The following is a 17169-nucleotide window of genomic DNA, read 5'->3' on the forward strand; positions in this document are numbered from 1 at the left end:
TGTTTTTTCACGTTAATTTGCTATCTCAGACAGCGACAATTCATTACACTCATCGCGATTTTTTCATATTAAAGAGATTGCATGATAAACCGTTCTTCTTCCGGTAATCGTCTGGGTCGTCAGGCGTTACTTTTTCCTCTGTGTCTGGTGCTTTATGAATTCTCTACCTACATCGGCAACGACATGATCCAGCCAGGCATGCTGGCTGTGGTTGAGCAGTACAACGCAGGTATTGAGTGGGTACCTACATCGATGACCGCCTATCTCGCGGGCGGCATGTTTTTACAGTGGCTTTTAGGGCCGCTGTCGGATCGTATTGGCCGCCGCCCAGTGATGCTGACGGGCGTGGTATGGTTTATCGTCACCTGTCTCGCCACGCTGCTGGCGCAGAACATTGAGCAGTTTACGTTGCTGCGTTTCCTTCAGGGCGTGAGCCTGTGCTTTATTGGTGCCGTGGGCTACGCCGCTATTCAGGAGTCGTTTGAGGAGGCGGTATGTATCAAAATTACCGCGCTGATGGCGAACGTGGCGCTGATTGCACCGCTTCTGGGGCCGCTGGTGGGAGCCGCATGGGTCCACGTCGCGCCGTGGGAAGGGATGTTCGTGCTCTTTGCCGCGCTTGCGGCCATCTCTTTCTTTGGTCTGCACCGTGCGATGCCGGAGACCGCCACCCGCCTGGGCGAAAAGCTCTCGCTTAAAGAGCTGGGGCGTGATTATAAGGCGGTGCTGAAAAACGGCCGTTTTGTCGCGGGCGCGCTGGCGACGGGCTTTGTCAGCCTGCCGCTGCTGGCGTGGATTGCCCAGTCGCCGGTCATTATCATCAGCGGCGAACAGCTTAGCAGCTATGAGTATGGCCTGTTACAGGTGCCGATTTTTGGCGCGCTGATTATCGGTAACCTGGTGCTGGCGCGTCTGACGTCACGCCGTACCGTGCGTTCGCTGATTATTATGGGCGGTTGGCCCATAGCGGCAGGGCTGATTATCGCGGCGGTGGCGACCGTAGCCTCGTCTCATGCGTACCTGTGGATGACGGCGGGGCTGAGCATTTACGCGTTTGGTATCGGCGTGGCGAATGCCGGTCTGGTACGCCTGACGCTGTTCGCCAGTGAAATGAGTAAAGGCACGGTGTCTGCCGCGATGGGGATGCTGCAAATGCTGATTTTCACCGTCGGAATTGAGGTGAGCAAGCATGCTTATGCTTTTGGCGGAAACGGGCTGTTCAGCCTGTTCAACCTCGCCAACGGCGTGCTGTGGATTGCCCTGATGGTGGTATTCCTGAAAGACAAACGCGTCGGAAACGCCCTGCAACCGTAATCCTTATCCCCTCTCCCCCCTGGGCGAGCTCGGGACAGTTCCCTCTCCGTGTGGGCTGAGGGATCCCCAGTAATTTGAAAGCAAAAGCGATAACGTTGCCTCAGAATAACTGAGGGCTTTCAGCGATGCCCCGGTCCGGCTGTAAATCGCTGAGGCGTTTCCTGTAGGCCGGGGCGAGGCGCAGGGATGCGCCGAGAGAGCGGGCTTTACAGGGATGTTACCTCCGCCCGTCCCCGATAAGCCGGAAGGAATAAGCCGAAGGCACCGCGAAGCGGCGATTTTCCGCCGGAAGCCCGGGTCGCCAGGGTGGTGGCGACTGAGCCACCCTGGCACGTTCACCGGTCATGTCGTGACAGAGTAGCAAGGAACATAAAGTGAACGGAATGACCACCAGAGCCGTATGTTCCCCCTCACCCCAGCCCTCTCCCTCAAGGGAGAGGGGGCCGTCTGTGCAGGCATTATTTTGTGGGGAACCCTCAGCCCTGTGGGAGAGGGTTAGGATGAGGGCACCAGAGCGCACGGAATCAATTAAACGGCGCCTCCCCGTCCAGCACCCTATCAATTACGTCCAGCACCCCTTCGTCATTATTGTTCGGCGCTTCATAGCGGGCCACCGCCTTAATGTGCGGTCTGGCATTGGCCATCGCGAAGCCAAACCCAGCCTGGCGCAACATCTCCACGTCGTTACCGCTGTCGCCAAAGGCCACCACTTCACTGTCCTCAATGCCCCAGCGCGCTTGCAGGATCCGCAGGCCGTTAGCTTTGTGTACGCCGGGGATAATCAGGTCGATACTGCCGTGTCCCTTGGTCACCGGCACCATGATGTCGCCAAGCTTCTCATGCAGCAGCGCCTGAATGCGCGGAATTTCGTCGTCAGAGACGTTTAGCCCGAATTTGAAGAAAATATCGTTGAGGTTGTCAAAGCTGCTGACGCTTTCAAGGCGGTGATAGTATTTCGCAGCAATCTCTTTGAAGAGGTCGTTATACGTTTTCAGCGTGTAGGCGCTGTTTTTTCCGCAGGCAATTATCTCAATGCCGGGCACGTCGTTTAACAGGGTGGCGACGGTCAGAAAATGCTCTTTCGACAGTTCGCCGTTAAACACGTCTTCGCCCGCATCTACCACCCAGCCGCCGTTTTCGGCGACGAAGGCAATTTCATGGGCGATCTCCGGGAAAAATGAGATCAGCTGGTAGTACTGGTTTCCGCTGGCGACCACAAAACGGATGCCTTGCGCTTTCATGCGCGCGTACTGCGCCAGAAAACGCGCGCGGTTATAGGTTTTCGCATCGCTCAGGAAGGAGCCATCCATGTCGACTGCAATCAGTTTAACGCTCATATCCCTTCTCCATTGACGTTGTTTCTGCTTCCGGTTTTGCCACCGCTCGCGCCACCAGGGCGGCAATAATGACTAACCCTAATACCACCAGCATCGCGCTGCGTAACCCGTAGTGCTCACCGAGGAATCCAAGCAGCGGCGGGCCCACCAGGAAAGCGAGGTAGCCCGTGGTCGCCACGACGCTCACGCGCGTCGGCGCGTCGGGGCCGGTATCGCTGGCAGCGGAAATGGTCAGCGGGAAGCCAAGGGAGGCGCCCAGTCCCCACAGGATCACCGACACGCCGGCAATCCAGTCCACATCCACAAAGATAATCATCGCGATGCCCAGCCCGCCCAGCAGGGCGCTGGCACGGACGACAGCCACGCGGCTGTAACGGTCGATAAACCAGCCCCCGGTAAAGCGTCCGACGGTCATGCCGAGCGTAAACCCGGCGTAAATCAGCGAGCCGGAGGTGGGGCTAAATCCGTGCCCGTCCACCATCAGCAACGGTAGCCAGTCGTTGGCGGAGCCTTCAGCAAACGCCATCGCCAGCACCACCACGCCAATCAGCATTAGCTGGAAATCACGATAAAAGGGCAACCCTTTTTCCGCAGACTTCTGTTCGTCCGTGGCGTGTTGTCCTGTGCCTGCGGGAATAGCCCTGATGCCGGTGAGGATCGGGATAATACAGACCAGCGCCGCCAGCAAAATGTGCACATTGGCCGCAATGCCCAGCGCCGTCAGCGCCATCCCCACGCCCGCGCCCGCCAGCGTGCCGAGGCTGTAAAAACCATGCATCATCGGCAGCACCGTTTTGTTCATCGCCTGTTCGACGGCGGCCCCCTCGACGTTAATGGCCACTTCCGCCGCACCAAAGCTGCCGCCAAATACCATCAGCCCAAGGGCAAACATCAGCGGCGAGGCGAACCACAGCGCCACGCTCAGACCGAGCATTCCCACCACGGCGCAGCACATGGTGGTGCGAATCACCGCGCGCGTGCCAAAGCGCTTCACCAGCCAGGCCGAGCAGAGGATGCCGCTCATCGAGCCAATCGACAGGCCAAACAGTACGATCCCCATCTCCGCCGTCGAGACGGACAGCGTATCGCGGATTGCCGGGGTGCGCGTTGCCCAGGAAGCCATCAGCAGCCCGGGGATGAAGAAGAACATAAACAGCGCCCACATGCGCAGATGCAGGGCTTTGCGAGGAGAAGTTAGCGTCATTGGGATCAGCACCAGAAGTACAACAATAGCGACAACACTAGCAACTTTGTGTACATTTGTACACAAACTGGATGAGGATTTTATGAGCAGACCACCGAACGACCCTAACCGCCGCGAGAAGATACTCCAGGCGACGCTGGACACCATTGCTGAGCACGGTATTCATGCCGTCACGCACCGCAAAATTGCCACCTGCGCAGGCGTGCCGCTGGGGTCGATGACCTACTATTTCGACGGGATGGAGTCGCTTCTGGAGGAGGCATTCACGTGGTTTACGCAACAGATGTCTCAGCAGTACCGGGATTTCTTCGCGGGGGTGACCGGGCGGGAGAGGGCGTGCGAGGCCATTACCACGCTGATCCACAGTTCAGCCGTGACCACGCCACACAATATGGCGCTGATGTATCAGTTATACGCGTTTATGCACCGCAGCGCCGCGCTGAAAACGGTGATGCAGGACTGGATGAAGATGAGCCAGACTACGCTTGAGCAGTGGTTTGATCCGGCCACCGCCCGTGCGCTGGATGCGTTTATCGAGGGGATGACGCTGCATTTTGTAACCGACCGGTCGCCGTTAACCCGGGAGGAGATCCGGGTGATGGTGGGGCGGATTGCAGGCGAGGATACCGTCTGATAGCGCTCGCCCCGGCCACGCCTGATGTCAGGAGATTTTTTTCCCGCTGGCGTCAACGACGACTTCGCCATCTTCCTTCGTAAATGCCCCTTTTTGCGCGTCCGGAAGGATGTCGAGAACGACTTCAGAAGGGCGGCACAGCCGGGTACCCAGCGGCGTCACCACAATCGGACGGTTAATCAGAATAGGGTATTGCAGCATGAAATCGATAAGCTGGTCGTCGGTGAAATGTCCCTGTGAAAGGCCCAGTTGCTCATAAGGCTCGACGTTTTTGCGCAGCAGATCGCCTATGGAAATCCCCATATCTGCAATCAGCCTGGTCAGTTCATCACGCGACGGTGGGTTCTCAAGATAGAGAATAATTTCGGGTTCCGTACCGCTGTTGCGGATCATCTCCAGCGTATTGCGCGACGTGCCGCAGGCCGGGTTGTGGTAGATAGTGATATGGCTCATATCCGTTACTCATTACAGTGTGAAGGAGAGACGTAGCGCCAGCGCGGCAAGCGTCACAAAGAGAACTGGCAGCGTCATTATGATGCCCGTCCTGAAATAGTAGCCCCAGGTAATAGTCATGTTTTTCTGTGCCAGCACATGAAGCCATAGCAGGGTAGCCAGGCTCCCGATGGGGGTAATTTTCGGCCCCAAATCGCAGCCAATCACGTTAGCGTAAATCATCGCCTCTTTAACCAACCCTGTTGCAGCACTACCCTCAATGGAGAGCGCGCCAATCAGCACCGTTGGCATATTGTTCATTATGGATGACAGGAAGGCGGTGATAAATCCGGTTCCCAGCGTGGTGACCCAGAGTCCGTACCCGGCTAAGTAATCAAGAACGCCTGAAAGAGACTCCGTCAGCCCGGCGTTGCGCAGGCCATACACCACCAGATACATCCCCAGCGAGAAGATAACAATTTGCCACGGCGCGCCGCGCAGCACTTTTCCGGTGTTAATGGCGTGCCCGCGTTTAGCAACGGCAAACAAAATCAGCGCGCCAGTTGTTGCGATAGCGCTGACCGGGATACCCAGAGGTTCAAGCACAAAGAAACCGACGAGCAGTAGCAGCAGCACGATCCAGCCCGTTCTGAACGTTGGCAGGTCGTGAATGGCCAAAGCAGGCTCGCGGAGTTTTGCCGGGTCATATTCGGGGGGGATTTCATTTCGGAAGAACAGATGCAGCATCACCAGCGTTGCGGCAATCGCAGCGATATCAACCGGGATCATCACCGAGGCGTATTCGCTAAAGCCCAGCTTAAAGAAGTCCGCTGAGACGATGTTGACCAGGTTGGAGACAATCAGCGGCAGGCTGGCGGTATCGGCGATAAATCCCGCCGCCATCACGAACGCGAGCGTGGCCTGCTTGCTGAACCCCAGCGCCAGCAGCATGGCGATAACGATAGGCGTCAGGATCAATGCCGCACCGTCATTGGCGAACAGCGCCGCCACGGCCGCACCCAGCAGCACGATCCAGGTAAACAGCAACCGCCCGCGACCGTTTCCCCAGCGAGCAACGTGCAGCGCCGCCCACTCGAAAAATCCGGACTCATCCAGCAGCAGGCTGATAATGATGACGGCGATAAACGTTGCCGTGGCGTTCCAGACGATATTCCACACGACCGTAATATCGTTAATGTGAATCACGCCGCTGGCCAGCGCCAGCACGGCGCCGATGGTGGCGCTCCAGCCGATACTGAGCCCTTTGGGCTGCCAAATGACCAGAACCAGCGTAAACAGGAAAATAGCCCCTGCCAGAAACATCATTTACTCCATTAGATCTGATTTGGTGAATGTATTGCGATCAGCAAGAGCCCGGGAGGCGGTTTTTCAGCTTCATACGTGTCTCTTCTCGCAGGCAGTTCCAGCTGTTATCGATAACGGTTGCCGCCCACGCGGGCATGTTGGGAGAGAGACGGTAGTAGATCCATTTACCCTCACGACGATCGATGACCAGCCCGGCCTCGCGCAGTAAGGCCATATGGCGCGAGACTTTCGGCTGCGGCTCGGTGGTCGCGGCGCAGAGATCGCAGACGCACAACTCGCCCGCCTCACGCAGAAGCATGACGATGGAGAGCCGCGTTTCATCGGAGAGGGTTTTGAAGAGCTGGATGGGGTGTAGCATCGGGTGATCCTGCGTGGTTTTTGTCATATGCATTAAATCATATATGTTTGTGGCGAGTGAGGGAAGGGCAATAAGGGCAAATAATTGCCCTCAGTGAAGTACCACTACGTTGAGCCGTCGTCTTTGAGCCACAGACAGGGCGGGATTAGAAGATTAATGATTCCTGGTTTTGTTGAATATCTTCAATGTTATGAGACAGACGATCGTTGCAGATGTTAACAGAATCAAAATATCAATATTTGTATATGTTTCGTACATTGTCTCCGCATTAATATCACCATAGATGAAGCCGCAAATAGCAGTTGCAACGTCGTGGTTAATATAAGCTGTTGAAGGACCCAGCATACGTCCTGCCAGGAAGCTAATTAACACAAACCAGACGGCCTTAAGTAGTCTTGAGCCCCATTTACGGGCAAGGGTAGTGATATCCACCGTCAATAACCTCAATACTATTGCACGCGATATGTGAACGCATACATGGGACCTAAATAAATTCCGGTTTCAGAAGAGCGATTCCGAAATTGGAGTGGTGAGCGAGCTTTATGTAGACTTCTGCCGCTATCCCCGGATGAAGCCTTCATTCCTTTTCCTGTCATCAGGTGGATTAATTCGTTCCAGCTTATGCCAGCTGCCTGTATCGAAGTTCAAACCCGATCATATCTACGCTCAATCGTTGTTCTTTTAAGATATTGACCAGGCAAAATTTAACCGCGCAAGAAGATCAGCTATACCGCCATGGAAATAAGGTAGTGTTATAAGTAATTGATAGGGAAGGGTATTAATTTCAGGCAACAAAAAACCCATCAACCTTGAACCAAAAATGGCGGGGTTGATGGGCTCCACAAATTGGGGACATCAAAGAAAAGCAGTGGCACTAGTTATGACTACACCCTGCGTAAAAAGTTCTGCGCGTAACGAAAATTTTTTGCGCCACACGCAAACTTAAGAGTTATCCGAGTCCTGGCCAGATAATGATGATCAGCGTACCTGCCAGCGTCAACAGTACGTTGGCGATCGCGTACGTGCCTGCATAGCCCAGTGCCGGGATGTTGCTGCGCGCGGTGTCGCTGATGATCTCCATCGCCGGTGCGCAGGTGCGTGCGCCCATCATCGCGCCGAAGAGCAGGGCGCGGTTCATGCGCAGCACGTAAGCGCCGAACAGGAAACAGATCACCACCGGTACCAGGCTGACGATAAGTCCGGAAACCAACATTTGCCAGCCGACCGCGCCCAGGCCGTTGCCAATGCCGCTCCCGGCGCTTAAGCCGACACCCGCCATAAAGACCATCAGACCGAACTCTTTCACCATGTTCAGCGCACCCTGAGGGATATAGCCGAAGGTGGGATGGTTCGCTCGCAGGAAGCCCAGCATGATCCCGGCGAACAGCAGACCGGCTGCGTTACCAATGCCGAAGCTAAAGTTGCTGAACTGGAAGGTGATCATCCCGATCATCAGGCCGACAATGAAGAAGGCGCAGAAGGCTAACAGGTCCGTCACCTGGCTGTGGATCGAGATAAAGCCGATACGGTCGGCAACGGTTTTAACACGTCGGGCATCGCCGCTGACCTGCAACACATCGCCTTTATTGAGCACCACGTTATCGTCGATAGGCATTTCAATCTGGCTGCGGATCACGCGGTTGAGGAAACAACCGTGGTCGGTCAGCTTCAGCTGTGCCAGACGGCGGCCCACGGCGTTGTGGTTTTTCACCACAATCTCTTCGGTGACGATACGCATGTCCAGCAGGTCGCGGTCAAACACCTCTTTCCCGTTGCGGAAGCTCGGATCGAGACGCGCGTGGGCGTCCGGGTAGCCAACAAGGGCGATGTCATCGCCCATCTGGAGCACCGCGTCACCGTCCGGGTTTGCCAGAATGCCGTTACGACGGATACGTTCGATGTAGCAGCCGGTCTGACGGTAGATCCCCAGCTCGCGCAGGTTTTTCCCGTCGGTCCAGGCAACCAGCTCCGGCCCGACGCGGTAGGCGCGGATCACCGGCAGGTAAACTTTACGTTTGGAGTCCGTGTCCAGGCCGCGCTCGCGGGCGATGGTCTGGGCGCTGGTCTGGAGATCCTGATGCTGAAGTTTTGGCAGATAGCGCGCGCCAACAATCAGGCTCACCAGACCAATCAGATAGGTCAGGGCATAGCCCAGACTCAGGTTGTCCAGCGCGGAGGAAAGCGGCGTGCCGGCCATGCCAGAATGACGAAGCGTATCCCCCGCGCCGACAAGCACCGGTGTGGAGGTCATCGAGCCTGCCAGCATACCGGCCGTTAAGCCGATGTCCCAGCCAAACAGCTTGCCCAGCCCTAACGCAATCAGCAGGGCGCTGCCGACCATCACCAGAGCCAGCATCAGGTAATTTTTGCCATCTCGGAAGAAAATGGAAAAAAAGTTCGGACCGGCTTCCACGCCTACGCAAAAAATAAACAGCATGAAACCTAAGTTAAGCGCGTCCGTGTTAATACTGAAATGTTGTTGACCTAATAACAGGGAGACGACTAAAACGCCAATGGAATTACCAAGTTGAACTGAACCCAGGCGTAATTTACCCAGACAAAGGCCCAGCGCCAGTACCACAAATAATAACAGGATGTAATTCCCATTTAACAAGTCTGCGACGTTTATATTCACGGAGGCTAACTTCTTGTTTACCAGTAAGTTGTTGAATGAAAGGACTATTTGGGCTACTGTTTTCAGAGTCAGGGAATCACTTTGCATCTCCCTGCTTCCTGATAAATACCCTAAACACTAGCAGTCGGTTAGTTTAATCGTAATAGCTACCGACAGCCACCTATTATCGCACGACTTCTGTGCGTGCTTTGGCAAGGATTGCCGCATTGCTTTATCTGACTGGGCGTTCACCGGACGATTTTTGTATTTGATAGAGATAAGTCAGGAGGATAGTTTGAACTTTAAACGAAACTGGGCTGGCGTAATCAGCTGTTTTTTGCTGTTTACGGTCGTTTGCATGTCACTCGCTTTTAACGTGAAAGGCGCCTTCAGAGCGTCCGGTCATCCCGAGCTGGGCCTGTTGTTCTTCATCCTGCCGGGGGTAGTAGCCGGTTTTCTCTCACGTAAAGGCGAGGTGGTGATGCCGCTTATTGGGGCAATGCTTGCGGCCCCGCTCTGCCTGCTTCTGATGCGCGTGCTGTTTCTCTCGTCGAGAAGCGTCTGGCAGGAAGTGGCGTGGCTACTGAGTGGCGTTTTCTGGTGTGCGCTGGGCGCGCTCTGTTTCTTATTTACGCGCAGCCTGCTGCAACAGCGGAAGCACCGTAAATAAAAACGCCCTCAGGGTGAGGGCGTCTTCGCATTACTGAGCCGCAAACAGGCCCAGGTGTTCTTTGGCGTAGGCCTCAAAATCGGTGCAGCCGCCGATGTGTTTCTGATCGAGGAAGATCTGCGGCACGGTTTCAACCGGTTTACCCACGGTTTTTTCCAGATCGGCTTTAGTGATGCCTTCCGCGTGGATATCCACATAACGGAAGTTGAAATCATCACGCTCTTCAGTCAGTTTCTCTGCCAGTTCTTTCGCGCGCACACAGTAAGGGCATCCTGGACGACCAAAAATTACTGCAAACATTTCTCTCTCCTCAAAAAACAAGCCTGACGGCGAATAGCACCTATAGTGCACGATAACCTGCCGTCATGGAAAGAAGGTTTCACCTGTCACTTTGATACAGTCAGGCTATGTTTCGCCAATTACATCAGGTGGATCATTGCCTATACTGGCTGCCATACGTTTTACGCAACACAAAGAGAGACAAAATGACGCCAACCATTGACCTGCTTCGTTCCCACCGTTCCATTCGCCATTTCACCGATGAGCCGATTACCCAGGCGCAGCGGGACGCGATCATCGACAGCGCAAGAGGCACCTCCAGCTCCAGCTTTTTGCAGTGCAGCTCCATTATCCGCATCACCGATCCGGCGATGCGTGAGCAGCTGGTAACGCTGACGGGCGGACAAAAGCACGTTGCCCAGGCGGCTGAGTTCTGGGTGTTCTGCGCCGATTTTAACCGTCACCTGCAAATCTGTCCTGAGGCCGAGCTGGGGCTGGCGGAACAGCTGCTGCTGGGCGTTGTGGATACGGCACTGATGGCGCAAAACGCGTTCACGGCGGCGGAATCACTGGGGCTTGGCGGCGTCTATATTGGCGGGCTGCGTAACAACATCGAAAGCGTGACGGAACTGCTGAAGCTGCCGAAACACGTGCTGCCGCTGTTTGGTCTGTGCCTCGGCTGGCCGGCGGACAACCCGGATCTGAAGCCGCGCATTCCTGCTGCGATGCTGGTGCATGAAAATCACTACCAGCCGGTCGACCAGGACGTTCTGCATCAATACGATGAAGAGCTGGCGAACTACTATCTGACGCGCGACAGCAACAACCGCCGCGACACCTGGAGCGACCATATTCGTCGCACCATTATCAAGGAGAACCGCCCGTTCATTCTCGACTACCTGCACAAACAGGGCTGGGCAACGCGGTAGTCCATTCCTCCTGCGCCTCGTGTATGATAGGCAGGCTTTTACCATGTCTTTAGAGAGGTGCAGGGTGAAAATTGCCATATTGTCCCGGGATGGAACGCTCTATTCATGTAAACGCCTGCGAGAAGCGGCGGCGAAACGCGGACATCAGGTTGAGATCCTCGATCCGATGTCCTGCTATATGAACATCGACCCTGCGGCGTCGTCGATTCATTACAAAGGCCGCAAACTCCCGCATTTTGATGCGGTAATTCCCCGTATTGGCTCCCAGATCACCTATTACGGCACGGCTGCGCTGCGCCAGTTTGAAATGCTGGGAAGTTATCCGCTCAACGAGTCCGTGGCGATCTCCCGCGCCCGCGATAAGCTGCGCTCGCTGCAACTGCTGGCGCGCCAGGGGATCGATCTGCCCGTCACCGGGATTGCCCACTCCCCGGACGACACCAGCGATTTAATCGATATGGTGGGCGGTGCGCCGCTGGTCATTAAGCTGGTGGAAGGTACGCAGGGTATTGGAGTGGTACTGGCGGAGACGCGTCAGGCGGCGGAAAGCGTGATCGATGCGTTTCGCGGTCTGAATGCCCATATTCTGGTGCAGGAGTATATTAAAGAGGCTAAAGGGTGCGACATCCGCTGCTTTGTGGTGGGCGATGAAGTGGTGGCCGCCATAGAGCGGCAGGCGAAAGAGGGCGATTTTCGCTCTAACCTTCACCGCGGCGGTATCGCACGGGTGGCCCTTATCAGCGAGCGCGAGCGTGAGATTGCGGTGAAAGCGGCGCAGACGCTGGGCCTGGACGTGGCGGGGGTCGATCTGCTGCGTGCCGACCGCGGGCCGTTGGTGATGGAAGTTAACGCCTCGCCGGGGCTGGAAGGGGTGGAAAAAACCACAGGCGTCGATATTGCAGGTAAAATGATCGCATGGATTGAATGCCATGCAACGCCGGGATTTTGCCTGAAAACGGGCGGTTAAATGGATCGGCGCGCACTTTTTGCGTAATCTGGACAACGTTTTTATTTAAGAGGCTGCACTGCGATGGATTTACAGGTCGTACCTACACTGGATACGTTACGTCAATGGCTCGATGATGCCGGTATTACTTTCTTCGAATGCGACTCCTGCCAGGCGCTGCATCTGCCTCACATGCAAAATTTCGACGGCATTTTCGATGCCAAAATCGATCTGATTAACGACGTGATCCTTTTCTCCGCGCTGGCTGAAGTAAAGCCGTCCGCGCTGCTGGCGCTGGCATCCGATCTGTCAGCGATCAACGCCAGTTCTTTGACGGTGAAAGCGTTTCTCGACATACAGGATGATAATCTGCCAAAGCTGGTGGTTTGCCAGTCTTTATTCTCCGGCGCGGGGCTCTCCTTCAAGCAGTTCGCCTGGTTTATGCGCCTGAGCGAAGAGCAAATTTCCATGGTCATGATGGAAGCCAACGCACATCACCTGCTGTATAGCGCGGAAGATGACGCCGAGAATAATGATGCATCTCCCAATTTTCTCCACTAAGCCTGTCTGACTTTTGCGCAGTCGCTGCCAGAGCGGCTGCATAACACCGTTTTTTCTGCTGCTTTTAACCTTTCTTTAAAGAATTTTTCACCTCCTCTCCGGCCGTTTCGGCTTATCACGTAGACATAATCTGCATAAAAAATTGATAAAAGGCGTTTTTTCGTCTGGGCTATAGCCGGAGACACGGGCTACAGTTATTCTTGCGGTGCTTAAAAAAGCGAGCGGAACCTGCCGGGATGAGGGGGGTATTTTATTTCGGGCAGAGCGACAAACTATGCATGATTATTGCATATCTTCAGGCTGCACAGTTTTGGTTCGTTTGTTAACGAACTTTCAGAAGGAATAACAATATGATCGCCTTGAATAAAAAATGGTTATCGGGTCTGGTTGCGGGTGCTCTGATGGCCGTCTCTGCCGGCACGCTCGCTGCGGAACAAAAAACGCTGCACGTCTATAACTGGTCTGACTATATTGCGCCGGATACCGTCGCCAATTTTGAAAAAGAGACCGGCATTAAGGTTGTCTACGACGTATTCGATTCCAACGAAGTGCTGGAAGGCAAACTGATGGCGGGCAGCACCGGTTTCGACCTGGTGGTGCCGTCGGCAAGCTTCCTGGAGCGTCAGCTGACCGCCGGTGTCTTCCAGCCGCTGGACAAGAGCAAATTACCGAACTGGAAAAACCTCGATCCGGACGTGCTGAAGCTGGTGGCGAAGCACGATCCGGACAACAAATACGCGATGCCTTACCTGTGGGCGACCACCGGTATTGGCTATAACGTGGATAAAGTCAAAGCGGCGCTGGGCCCGGACGTCAAGCTGGACAGCTGGGACGTGGTGCTGAAGCCGGAAAACCTCGAGAAGCTGAAAAGCTGCGGCGTCTCTTTCCTCGATGCGCCGGAAGAGATTTTCGCCACCGTGCTTAACTATCTCGGCAAGGATCCAAACAGCAGCAAGGCCGACGACTACACCGGTCCGGCGACCGACCTGCTACTGAAGCTGCGTCCAAATATTCGCTACTTCCACTCCTCTCAGTATATCAACGACCTGGCGAACGGGGATATCTGCGTGGCCATCGGCTGGGCGGGCGACGTCTGGCAGGCGGCGAACCGCGCGAAAGAGGCAAAAAACGGCGTGAATGTTTCCTACTTCATTCCGAAGGAGGGGGCGCTGGCGTTCTTCGACGTCTTCGCGATGCCGGCTGATGCGAAAAACAAAGAGGAAGCGTATCAGTTCCTCAACTACCTGATGCGTCCGGACGTGATTGCTCACATCAGCGACCACGTCTACTACGCCAATGGTAACAAGGCCTCCGAGCCGCTGGTGAGCGAAGAAATCCGCAATAATCCGGCGATCTACCCGCCAGCCGATGTGTTTGCCAAGCTCTTCACCCTGAAAGTGCAGGAACCAAAAATTGACCGTGTGCGTACCCGCGCGTGGACCAAGGTGAAAAGTGGTAAGTAACGGCGTTTGATATCGTTGCCCGGTAGCGCCGTCGCTTACCGGGCCGACAAATACCGTAGGCCGGGCAAGCGTTAGCGCCGCCCGGCGATGCGCACCCTGACGGTGCGTTTGCACCAGTGTTGATCTATGCCGGAGAGCACCCCGTGAATGACGCGATCCCCCGCCCGCAGGCGAAAGTCCGTAAAGCGCTGACCCCGCTTCTTGAAATTCGTAACCTCACCAAATCCTTCGACGGCCAGCATGCCGTGGACGATGTCAGCCTGACGATCTACAAAGGTGAAATTTTTGCTTTGCTTGGCGCATCCGGCTGCGGTAAATCGACCCTGCTGCGCATGCTGGCCGGGTTTGAACAGCCCACCGCCGGGCAGATCGTGCTGGATGGGGTAGACCTCTCCAGCGTGCCGCCGTACCAGCGGCCCATCAACATGATGTTCCAGTCCTATGCCCTGTTCCCGCACATGACCGTCGAGCAGAACATCGCCTTCGGCCTGAAGCAGGACAAACTGCCGAAAGCCGAAATCACCGCGCGCGTGGCGGAGATGCTGAGCCTGGTGCATATGCAGGAGTTTGCGAAGCGTAAGCCGCATCAGCTTTCCGGCGGTCAGCGTCAGCGCGTTGCGCTGGCAAGAAGTCTGGCGAAGCGTCCAAAATTATTACTGCTCGACGAGCCGATGGGCGCGCTGGATAAAAAGCTGCGCGACCGGATGCAGCTGGAAGTGGTGGATATCCTCGAGCGCGTGGGGGTGACCTGCGTGATGGTGACTCACGACCAGGAAGAGGCGATGACCATGGCCGGGCGCATTGCGATCATGAATCGCGGTAAGTTCGTGCAGATCGGCGAGCCGGAAGAGATTTACGAACACCCGACAACCCGCTACAGCGCGGAGTTCATCGGCTCGGTGAACGTCTTCGAAGGGCTGCTGAAGGAACGCCAGGACGACGGTCTGGTGATTGAATCGCCGGGGCTGGTGCACCCGCTGAAGGTTGATTCTGATAACTCCGTGGTGGACAACGTGCCGGTTTACGTTGCCCTGCGCCCGGAAAAAATCATGCTATGCGATGAGCCACCCGCCGATGGCTATAACTTTGCCGTGGGCGAAGTGGTGCACATTGCCTATCTCGGCGATCTGTCGATTTACCATGTGCGCCTGAAAAGCGGCCAGATGCTCAGCGCCCAGTTACAGAACGAACACCGGTATCGCAAGGGACAGCCAACCTGGGGCGACGAAGTGAGCCTCTGCTGGGATGCGGACAGTTGCGTAGTCCTGACGGTATAAGGAGCGGTCATGAGTACACTTGAACCTCCAGCCCGCGTCAAAAAACCGGGCGATTTCGCGCTCTGGCTGGCGCGCATACAGATGGCGCATGGCCGCAAGCTGGTCATCGCCATGCCCTATATCTGGCTGATCCTGCTGTTTCTGCTGCCGTTCCTGATCGTCTTTAAGATCAGCCTGGCGGAGATGGCGCGGGCGATCCCTCCGTATACCGATCTGTGGGAGTGGGCCGACGGGCAGCTGACGCTGACCGTAAACCTCGGTAATTTCCTGCAACTGACCGACGATCCGCTCTATTTCGAAGCCTATTTGCAGTCGTTACAGGTTGCGGCTATTTCTACGATCTGCTGCTTGTTGATGGGCTACCCGCTGGCGTGGGCAGTGGCGCACAGCAAGCCGTCGACGCGAAATATTTTACTGCTGTTGGTCATTTTACCGTCGTGGACGTCGTTCCTGATCCGCGTGTACGCGTGGATGGGGATCCTGAAGAATAACGGCATACTGAATAACTTCCTGCTGTGGCTTGGGGTGATCGACCAGCCGCTGACGATCCTGCATACCAACCTTGCGGTGTATATCGGGATTGTCTATGCCTATCTGCCGTTTATGGTGCTGCCGATCTATACGGCGCTGACGCGTATTGATTACTCGCTGGTGGAAGCCTCGCTGGATCTCGGCGCACGCCCGTTGAAGACTTTCTTCAGCGTCATTGTGCCGCTCACCAAAGGCGGGATCATCGCCGGATCGATGCTGGTGTTTATCCCGGCTGTCGGGGAGTTTGTGATCCCGGAACTGCTCGGCGGCCCGGACAGCATCATGATTGGCCGCGTGCTATGGCAGGAGTTCTTCAATAACCGCGACTGGCCGGTGGCCTCGGCGGTGGCGATCGTCATGTTACTGCTGCTGATCGTGCCGATCATGTGGTTCCATAAACATCAGCAGAAACAGATGGGAGACCACGGATGAACAACTTACCGGTAGTACGCTCCCCGTGGCGAATTGCGATCCTGATTATCGGCTTTACCTTCCTTTATGCGCCGATGCTGATGCTGGTGATCTACTCGTTCAACAGCTCTAAGCTGGTCACCGTCTGGGCGGGCTGGTCGACGCGCTGGTACAGCGAGCTGTTCCACGATGATGCGATGATGAGCGCGGTGGGGCTGAGCCTGACCATTGCGGCGCTGGCGGCGACGATGGCCTGCGTGCTGGGCACGATTGCCGCGCTGGTGATGGTGCGCTTTGGCCGTTTCCGCGGGGCAAATGGTTTTGCGTTTATGATCACCGCCCCGCTGGTCATGCCGGACGTGATCACCGGGCTGTCGCTACTGCTGCTGTTTGTCGCGCTGGCGCACGCCATCGGCTGGCCAGCGGATCGCGGGATGCTCACCATCTGGCTGGCACATGTCACCTTCTGTACGGCGTATGTGGCGGTGGTGATCTCCTCGCGGCTGCGCGAGCTGGATCGCTCCATTGAAGAGGCGGCGATGGATCTCGGCGCCACGCCGCTGAAGGTCTTTTTCATCATCACGCTGCCGATGATTATGCCGGCGGTGATCTCCGGCTGGCTGCTGGCGTTCACGCTCTCGCTCGACGATCTGGTTATCGCCAGCTTTGTGTCGGGACCGGGCGCGACGACGCTGCCGATGCTGGTCTTCTCCAGCGTGCGGATGGGGGTGAATCCGGAGATCAACGCCCTGGCCTCCATCATCCTTGGCGTGGTCGGAATTGTCGGATTTATCGCCTGGTATTTGATGGCGCGCGCGGAAAAACAGCGTGTGCGCGATATCCAGCGTGCAAGACGCGGCTGAAGGAATTACTATTTCCAGTG

Annotated in this window: 17 protein-coding genes; 10 read left to right on the forward strand and 7 right to left on the reverse strand. The window is 56.0% G+C overall.

The genetic code is table 11. The features are described from left to right. The first annotated feature begins 81 nt into the window (after window positions 1-81). On the forward strand, window positions 82-1314 hold the full coding sequence (locus RY075_RS07505; RefSeq protein ID WP_032608925.1) for an MFS transporter: 1233 nt from the start codon (window positions 82-84) through the stop codon (window positions 1312-1314). A 524-nt stretch (window positions 1315-1838) separates the two neighbouring features. On the opposite strand, the gene RY075_RS07510 is transcribed toward RY075_RS07505, so the two are convergent. Both RY075_RS07510 and RY075_RS07515 read right to left on the reverse strand, forming a co-directional pair. Further along, on the reverse strand, window positions 1839-2651 hold the full coding sequence (locus tag RY075_RS07510) for a Cof-type HAD-IIB family hydrolase (RefSeq protein ID WP_338628373.1): 813 nt from the start codon (window positions 2649-2651) through the stop codon (window positions 1839-1841). Further along, window positions 2641-3855, reverse strand: a complete 1215-nt coding sequence (locus tag RY075_RS07515; RefSeq protein ID WP_022650682.1) for an MFS transporter — start codon at window positions 3853-3855, stop codon at window positions 2641-2643. The genes RY075_RS07510 and RY075_RS07515 overlap by 11 nt, the downstream gene beginning before the upstream one ends. A gap of 82 nt (window positions 3856-3937) precedes the next feature. Between RY075_RS07515 and RY075_RS07520 the strand changes: the two genes are divergently transcribed. Next, window positions 3938-4489, forward strand: coding sequence for a TetR family transcriptional regulator (locus RY075_RS07520; RefSeq protein ID WP_022650683.1), 552 nt, complete (start codon window positions 3938-3940; stop codon window positions 4487-4489). Between the two features lie 27 nt (window positions 4490-4516). Here the strand turns inward: RY075_RS07520 and arsC are convergent, their stop codons facing one another. The 4 genes from arsC to RY075_RS07540 all read right to left on the reverse strand — a co-directional run bounded on the left by arsC (window position 4517) and on the right by RY075_RS07540 (window position 9240). Continuing rightward, window positions 4517-4942 (reverse strand): glutaredoxin-dependent arsenate reductase, encoded by a 426-nt coding sequence (gene arsC / locus RY075_RS07525; protein WP_022650684.1) that lies wholly within the window; start codon window positions 4940-4942, stop codon window positions 4517-4519. 12 nt (window positions 4943-4954) lie between these two features. Next, window positions 4955-6244 carry an arsenic transporter gene (locus tag RY075_RS07530; RefSeq protein ID WP_338628638.1) on the reverse strand — a complete coding sequence of 430 codons (1290 nt, stop codon included), beginning with the start codon at window positions 6242-6244 and terminating at the stop codon, window positions 4955-4957. 40 nt (window positions 6245-6284) lie between these two features. Continuing rightward, window positions 6285-6605 carry a metalloregulator ArsR/SmtB family transcription factor gene (locus RY075_RS07535; RefSeq protein WP_063159187.1) on the reverse strand — a complete coding sequence of 107 codons (321 nt, stop codon included), beginning with the start codon at window positions 6603-6605 and terminating at the stop codon, window positions 6285-6287. A 949-nt stretch (window positions 6606-7554) separates the two neighbouring features. Continuing rightward, on the reverse strand, window positions 7555-9240 hold the full coding sequence (locus tag RY075_RS07540; RefSeq protein WP_032610193.1) for an aspartate:alanine antiporter: 1686 nt from the start codon (window positions 9238-9240) through the stop codon (window positions 7555-7557). 274 nt (window positions 9241-9514) lie between these two features. Here RY075_RS07540 and RY075_RS07545 point away from each other — a divergent pair, with 274 nt between their 5' ends. Further along, window positions 9515-9889, forward strand: coding sequence for an inner membrane protein YbjM (locus tag RY075_RS07545; RefSeq protein ID WP_017384878.1), 375 nt, complete (start codon window positions 9515-9517; stop codon window positions 9887-9889). A 30-nt stretch (window positions 9890-9919) separates the two neighbouring features. Here the strand turns inward: RY075_RS07545 and RY075_RS07550 are convergent, their stop codons facing one another. Beyond that, on the reverse strand, window positions 9920-10189 hold the full coding sequence (locus RY075_RS07550; RefSeq protein ID WP_006809455.1) for a GrxA family glutaredoxin: 270 nt from the start codon (window positions 10187-10189) through the stop codon (window positions 9920-9922). Window positions 10190-10374: 185 nt separating this feature from the next. Here RY075_RS07550 and nfsA point away from each other — a divergent pair, with 185 nt between their 5' ends. The 7 genes from nfsA (at window position 10375) to potI (ending at window position 17149) form a co-directional block, all read left to right on the forward strand. Further along, complete coding sequence (nfsA, locus tag RY075_RS07555; RefSeq protein WP_003858388.1) at window positions 10375-11097, forward strand: nitroreductase NfsA; 723 nt, start codon at window positions 10375-10377, stop codon at window positions 11095-11097. Window positions 11098-11161: 64 nt separating this feature from the next. After that, entirely contained in the window at window positions 11162-12064 is a 903-nt protein-coding gene (rimK, locus tag RY075_RS07560; protein ID WP_058658401.1) for a 30S ribosomal protein S6--L-glutamate ligase, read from the forward strand. 63 nt (window positions 12065-12127) lie between these two features. Beyond that, entirely contained in the window at window positions 12128-12604 is a 477-nt protein-coding gene (locus RY075_RS07565) for a YbjN domain-containing protein (protein WP_003858385.1), read from the forward strand. A 350-nt stretch (window positions 12605-12954) separates the two neighbouring features. Continuing rightward, entirely contained in the window at window positions 12955-14067 is a 1113-nt protein-coding gene (gene potF / locus RY075_RS07570; protein WP_022650689.1) for a spermidine/putrescine ABC transporter substrate-binding protein PotF, read from the forward strand. 143 nt (window positions 14068-14210) lie between these two features. Then, the gene (gene potG, locus RY075_RS07575) at window positions 14211-15344 is read left to right on the forward strand and encodes a putrescine ABC transporter ATP-binding subunit PotG (RefSeq protein ID WP_017693732.1); all 1134 of its coding nucleotides are present in this window, start codon (window positions 14211-14213) and stop codon (window positions 15342-15344) included. Between the two features lie 9 nt (window positions 15345-15353). Further along, entirely contained in the window at window positions 15354-16307 is a 954-nt protein-coding gene (gene potH, locus RY075_RS07580) for a putrescine ABC transporter permease PotH (RefSeq protein ID WP_058658398.1), read from the forward strand. Continuing rightward, complete coding sequence (gene potI / locus RY075_RS07585) at window positions 16304-17149, forward strand: putrescine ABC transporter permease PotI (protein WP_003858378.1); 846 nt, start codon at window positions 16304-16306, stop codon at window positions 17147-17149. Before potH ends, potI begins: the two co-directional genes overlap by 4 nt. The last annotated feature ends 20 nt before the right edge of the window (window positions 17150-17169 follow it).

The organism is Enterobacter sp. JJBC (assembly GCF_036936505.1).
Taxonomy (GTDB): domain Bacteria; phylum Pseudomonadota; class Gammaproteobacteria; order Enterobacterales; family Enterobacteriaceae; genus Enterobacter; species Enterobacter hormaechei_C.